The 5,669-nt window shown below is 65.9% G+C and carries 5 protein-coding genes and 3 pseudogenes; 3 read left to right on the top strand and 5 right to left on the bottom strand.

The genetic code is table 11. From position 1 onward, the window contains the following. Positions 1-109: 109 nt before the first annotated feature. Both JCM19049_RS22430 and JCM19049_RS22425 read left to right on the top strand, forming a co-directional pair. Entirely contained in the window at positions 110-586 is a 477-nt protein-coding gene (locus JCM19049_RS22430) for a hypothetical protein (protein WP_054821263.1), read from the top strand. After that, positions 568-741 (top strand): hypothetical protein, encoded by a 174-nt coding sequence (locus tag JCM19049_RS22425; RefSeq protein WP_306420736.1) that lies wholly within the window; start codon positions 568-570, stop codon positions 739-741. The genes JCM19049_RS22430 and JCM19049_RS22425 overlap by 19 nt, the downstream gene beginning before the upstream one ends. A gap of 652 nt (positions 742-1,393) precedes the next feature. Here the strand turns inward: JCM19049_RS22425 and JCM19049_RS07420 are convergent. The 5 genes and pseudogenes from JCM19049_RS07420 to JCM19049_RS07400 form a co-directional block, all read right to left on the bottom strand. Beyond that, positions 1,394-1,672, bottom strand: coding sequence for a metal-sensitive transcriptional regulator (locus JCM19049_RS07420; protein ID WP_054821262.1), 279 nt, complete (start codon positions 1,670-1,672; stop codon positions 1,394-1,396). 41 nt (positions 1,673-1,713) lie between these two features. Further along, positions 1,714-2,085 carry a thioredoxin gene (gene trxA, locus JCM19049_RS07415; RefSeq protein ID WP_054821261.1) on the bottom strand — a complete coding sequence of 124 codons (372 nt, stop codon included), beginning with the start codon at positions 2,083-2,085 and terminating at the stop codon, positions 1,714-1,716. A gap of 24 nt (positions 2,086-2,109) precedes the next feature. Then, positions 2,110-2,969: pseudogene (locus tag JCM19049_RS07410) on the bottom strand (sulfite exporter TauE/SafE family protein). Positions 2,970-2,991: 22 nt separating this feature from the next. Beyond that, complete coding sequence (locus JCM19049_RS07405) at positions 2,992-3,594, bottom strand: rhodanese-like domain-containing protein (protein WP_279402682.1); 603 nt, start codon at positions 3,592-3,594, stop codon at positions 2,992-2,994. 50 nt (positions 3,595-3,644) lie between these two features. Beyond that, positions 3,645-5,018: pseudogene (locus tag JCM19049_RS07400) on the bottom strand (rhodanese-like domain-containing protein). A 215-nt stretch (positions 5,019-5,233) separates the two neighbouring features. On the opposite strand from JCM19049_RS07400, the pseudogene JCM19049_RS07395 reads away from it, so the two are divergent. Further along, positions 5,234-5,669, top strand: a pseudogene (locus tag JCM19049_RS07395) (TIGR01777 family protein); the annotation flags it as partial.

Genomic DNA, 5,669 nt, shown 5'->3' with positions numbered 1-5,669 from the left:
CCCGCAAACCGTTGACCGGACGGCTCGGTGTCCCCGATGCCGAGCCGGTGGCGCTCTACCTGCGCCTGCGTCAACTCCATGTTCGGCTCCTGCGGGGATGGGGCCGGGGGTGGGAGCCGCGTTCGAACAGCTGCTGCGCCGGGCCGGGGTCGCGGTGCTGGTGCCCGAGGGCATCGAATCCATGTGCTGTGCCACACCCTGGACCTCCAAGGGCTATGCGCAGGGTCATGAGGTGATGGAGGCCCGCGTCCTGAACCGGGTGCGTGCCGCCCAGCCTGCCGGCGGCAGGCTGCCGGTGATCTCCGACGCGAGCAGCTGCACCGAGGGGTTTGAGCACATCCTGGGCCAGGCCGGATTCCAGGTCATCGACGTGCTCGGCTTCACCGCCGAGCACCTGCTGCACCGGTTGCCGGCGGGGCGGAAAATCCAGTCGCTGACCCTGCACCCCACCTGCTCCTCCACCCAGATGGGGCTGAACGACCAGCTGGTGCAGATTGCCCAGGCGGTTTCCCACACCGTGCAGGTGCCCAAGACTGGGGATGTTGTGGCTTTGCCGGGGACCGGGGCATGCTGCATCCGGAGCTGACCGCCTCGGCCACCGCTGTTCAGGCCGAACAGGTGCGCCAGCTGGACAGCCAGGCCCATGCTTCCTGCAACCGCACCTGCGAATTGGGAATGAGCCGGGCCACCGGCAAGGACTACCAGCACGTGTTGGAGCTGCTGGCCGCGGCTACTGCCTGAAGCCTGAAGAGGCGGTGAGGCAAACTCCCTTTGCAGTGGGTGAGTTGATCTCACACGCGAAGCGTGGGGGATGCAGGATCCCCCTGGGGTCCGCCCCGTGTGGGTGCTTGAGCGCGCGAATCCTTCGTTGTCCTAGCACTCGCACAGGCCAGCACGGCGGCCACGGTGATACTTGGTACCGGCTCGTGGGGCAGCCGCCAGTCCAAAGTGCTGGCGGTCGTACCCCAAAGCGGTTCCGCCGGTACATTTCGTGCCTGGCAGACGAGCGATCCGGTGGCCCCATATGCCTTATGATGCACCGCCTTGCGTCCTTATCAGGCGGTGGCTACCGGGAGATCAGATGAAAGTGGACTTCGTGTCATGCGGGAATCGGGGTGTACAACCCGGATTCCCGCAACGCAGCTGCAGTTTCTTGCACAACTGCTTCCAGGGGCCTGGGTTAACCGCTCCCGGCTCTAGCGTCCAAAGAGCCGGCTAAAGAAGCCCTTGCCCGGCTCGTTCTCGTGGCCTTGACAGCGGTCCTTTGCGGGGACGCCGCGCATAACCGAGTCAACGTGCTGGCCGCAGCCGGCCCAGGTGGTCTTGCCACATTTTTTGCAGGAAACCTGTCGGCACATGAGGTGCCTCCTTCTCTGGCTCGTAAGCCGTAAATCTAGGAAAGTGAGAGGAAGAGCTTCTCCAACTCTTCGACGGTCAAGCCGTCTTCCGCTTCGGCGGTCTTTTCGGGATCGATAAGGCAGTGCTGCATGGCCGTGGCCACGATGGCGAATCCGGCGCGGTCCAGGGCGGTGGACACGGCAGAGAGCTGGGTGACCACGTCGCGGCACTTGCCGTCGTTTTCAACCGAGTTGATCACTGCATCAAGCTGGCCGCGGGCCCGCTTCAGGCGGTTGAGGATGCGTTTGCGTGTGGCTTCATCTGCGTTGCGCATGATGTGCTCCTATTCGAAAAGACCATGGGTGCACCCCCGGATTACTGTTGGGACTTCCCCGCGGCCGCCATCTGGGCGTGCACGGCTTCCATGTCCAGGTTCTTCAGCGAGGCAATCAGTTCCTCCAGGCCGCGGGAGTCCAGCGCACCGGGCTGGGAATAAACCAGCACGCCGTCCTTGAACGCCATCAGCGTGGGAATGGAGGTGATCTGGGCGGCGGCCGCCAAGTTCTGCTGCGTCTCGGTGTTCACCTTGCCGAAGATCACCTCCTGGTGCAATCCTGCGGCGGTGTCGAAGACGGGTGCGAAGTTGCGGCACGGGCCGCACCAGGCTGCCCAGAAGTCGACCAGCAGCATGGCAGAGGACTTGACGGTTTCAGCGAAGTTCGTTTCGGTCAATTCTAGCGGTTTCATTGATGCTCCTTTGGTTGTTGGCGGTTACTGCGCCGCCCGGGCATTGCGCCAGGGACATATGGCGGAGAGGGGCGGGATTTTGGTGCAGAGCACGCAGGCGAGGGTGAGCAGGGCCATGGCAGCGGCAAGGATGGCGCCTGCCGGGTGCGGCAGTTCCTGTGCCAGGACGAAGACGCCCATGGCCAGCACGAAGTATCCGAACCCGCGGCGCAGTCTCTGCTCCGGCACCTTCGAAGCCAGTCGCGCTCCAATCAGGGAGCCAATGATGGCTGCTGCCGTGATGAGCAGGGTCAGCGGCCAGTTGACCGCGGTGGAGTTCAGGTGCCCCAGCATCCCGGATGCCGAGTTCAGGGCGATCACCAGCAGGGAAGTGCCGACCGCATGCTTCATCTGCAAGCCTGCCAGCAGCACCAGGGCCGGGACGATGAGGAAGCCACCGCCGGCACCCACCAGGCCGGTGACCAGGCCGACGACCAGGCCGACGGGAATGTACAGCAGCACAGAACGGCCCTTGGCTTCGGCGCCGGCGGCCTTCTTCCGTCCGCGGATCATGTTCCGCGCACTGGCCAGCATGATGATGGCGAAGGCCACCATCAGCACCGTGGCGGGAATGGCCGCGCTGGCCAGGCCGCCGAGGAACGCGCCGCTCATGCTCGCTGCGGCGAAGACCAGGCCGGGGACCAGCGAACGTGGCGTGCCCGCGCGTGGGGCGGCAGGCTGGCCAACGAGGTCACGCCCACCACGAACAGCGAGGTGGTGATCGCTTCCCTGGCGTCCATGCCCGCGACGTAGGTGAGCAGTGGAACCATCAGGATGGAACCACCGCCACCCAGCAGACCCAGGGTCAGGCCGACGACGATCGACAAGGCCAGGACCAGAATCACCAATGGCTCCACGTCCTTGCCCCTACTTGCCGTTCGGGTTCAGCAGCTGCCCGGCGCTGGGGATCTGGGCCAGGGGGTTGGTTTTGGCCGTGCTGGCCTGGTTCCACGGCATCTTGGACAGCAGGCTGGCCATCGCGCAGGAATTGCTGGCCGCGGAATAGGTCAGGCCCGCGCCGATCGCCGCCGAGAGGTAGCCCAGCTTCGGGTGGATCAGCTTCGAGGCGACGAAGCCCAGCAGCACCAGCGAGCCTGCGCTCATGCGGACCTGACGGTCCATGGCCCAGCGCCGGGTGCCGCGCACCACGGTGCCGCCGGACTTCTCATAGGCCGCGATGCCGCCTTCGAGCACGCTGCTGGCTTCGATGTGGATGTCGACCAGCCTCTGCTGCGCCTGGCCGGCGCGGACACCGGACTGGCAAACCAGCACAATCTGCTTGCCCAGCTTGCGGGTCACGTCGTGGGCGTGCTCCGCGACCAGCTCCAGCGGCAGGTTGTAGGAGCCCGGGATATGCACGGATTCAAACTCCGCGGGGGTGCGCACATCCAGGACTGCTACGCCGGATTCGTCGGACGCCAGCAGCTTTTTTAGGGCCGCTGCGTCCATGACATCAATGGGGGTGCTCATGCTTGAGGGGGTGTCCTTCTTCGTGGGGTTGGATTAGGCGTTGGTCTTGTTCATGGCGGCAGCCAGCCGGCGTAGCTGCCGGTCAGTTCGACCACGTCGTACCCGGCATCGCGCAGGCGCTGGCAACGACCGAGTTGCGCAGGCCACTTTGGCAATAGGTGACGATCTTGCCGTCGGTCGGAAGTTCGTCCAGGGCCCACAGGCGCGGCCGCCGGAGATGTGCTTCGCGTCCGGGATGGCTCCGGCGTTGAACTCGCCCCGGCCGCGGACGTCGAGGAGCAGGGCGTGATCGAAGTCCTCCAGCTCCGTCGGGTCCACGCGTGGCGGGGTAAAAGCCGGCAGGCCCGAAGGCTGGTGGCGTAGCCGGACACCGCATCGATGCCCACACGCATCAGGTGGTCGCGCATTTCCTCGGCCGACTCCAGGTTCTCGGCGAACAGGATCAGCTGGCGGTCGTCGGCTTGCGGGTCGAAGGCCCAGGCGCCGAAGCTCGCCATCTTGGAAATGGCCGGGATGGCCAGGGCGCCGGCGACGGTGCCCTCGGCTACCGCCACATGTCCACGGGTGTCCACGAAGACCGCCTCTTTCGCGGAAGTCTTCTCGATGATCTGCTGTGCGGTGAACTGAACCAACTCCGGCAGGGTGCCCAGCACCTTGGCGCCGTCGCGGTTCTGGCGCTTCATTCGGGCGAAGTAGGCGTGGGCGTCGGGCTGTCCGTCGAGCAGCTCGGCGATGAAGCTCTTCGTCGTTATTGGCCAGGTAGCGGCCCCACCAGGCGAAGTTGCGCTCGTAGCCCACGGTGGTGGAGGGAACGGCGCCCAGCGCCTTGCCGCAGGCGCTGCCCGAACCGTGGCCCGGGTAGACCTGGATGTGGTCCGGCAACTTCAGAAAGACGTCGCGCAGCGAGGCGAACAGGTCCCTGGCCCCGGCGAAGCGGGTGTCCACGCCGCCGGCCGCCTCGTCCAGCAGGTCCGGGCGGCCCAGATCACCGGCGAAGATGAAATCGCCGGAGAGCATGTAGCCGGGCTGGTCGCTGAAGGCGCCGTCGGTGATGAGGAACGAAAGGTGCTCCGGGGTGTGGCCGGGGGTGTGGCGCGCGGTCACGGTGATGTTGCCCAGTGTGATGGTGTCCTTGTCCATTAGGCGCTCGGCCTGGAAACCGTATTGCCAGTCGGCTCCGCCCTCGCCCGAGACGTAGGTGGCGGCCCCGGTGGCGGCAGCCAGCTCGCGGGTGCCGGAGAGGTAGTCGGCGTGGATGTGGGTTTCGGTCACCGCGACGATGCGCATTCCGTGCTTGGCGGCCAGTGCCAGGTACCCGGAGATGTCACGCCGGGCATCGACGACGATTGCCTCGCCCTTGGCTGGCAGCCAATGAAATAGCTGGCTTGGGCCAGATCTTCGTCATAGAAGCGTTCCAGAAGCATGGTGCATCCTTTCGTGGGGGTATGCATCCAACCTAAGCTATACCCCGGGGGGTATGTCAAGCGGGCCCGTCGGCCCGTGATCGGTGGTAAGGGGCCTGCGAAAACAAGCTGGAACTTTTCGCTGGCCCGCAGCCCGCAAATTTGCGGCATATCCTGCCCTGAGCGCCGCGGCAGGAGACCGCTCGGGCCGCCTGGTTCTCCGCTAGGGTTGGGACATGAGCATTGAACGCGCCGTGCAAGTGTCCCAGCCCATCGATGAGGTGGTGGCCTGGTTCTCCCGGCCTGGCGCGGTGCGCCGCCTGCTGCCGCCCTGGCTGCCGCTGAAGGTGGAACAAGAAGCCCGATCACTGCGTGACGGCACCGCGCTGCTGCGGCTTCCAGCCGGAGTGCAGTGGGTGGCCCGGCATCAGCCGCGGCAGTACATTCCGGGCCGGCGCTTTGTCGACCAACTGGAGCCCCAAGGGTGGCGGTCCCTGCCCACCAGGGTGCTGCACTGGCGCCACGAACACCTTTTTGAACCGGTCGGTACCGGGCACACGCGGGTGGTCGACCGGATTGACTCCAGCATGCCGGCCTCCTCCACCGTGCGCATGCTCGCCTACCGGCACCGCCAGCTGCTCGGGGACTTCGCCGCGCACCAGCAGGCGGCCG

It is taken from the genome of Arthrobacter sp. JCM 19049, assembly GCF_001310435.1.
This window is presented reverse-complemented; position numbering and strand designations above follow the sequence as displayed.

Coding starts and splice junctions, on each gene's coding strand:
- JCM19049_RS22425 (WP_306420736.1), top strand. CDS start 568: ATGCTGCATCCGGAGCTGACCGCCTCGGCCACCGCTGTTCAGGCCGAA.
- JCM19049_RS07405 (WP_279402682.1), bottom strand. CDS start 3,594: ATGAGCACCCCCATTGATGTCATGGACGCAGCGGCCCTAAAAAAGCTG.
- JCM19049_RS07420 (WP_054821262.1), bottom strand. CDS start 1,672: ATGCGCAACGCAGATGAAGCCACACGCAAACGCATCCTCAACCGCCTG.
- trxA (WP_054821261.1), bottom strand. CDS start 2,085: ATGAAACCGCTAGAATTGACCGAAACGAACTTCGCTGAAACCGTCAAG.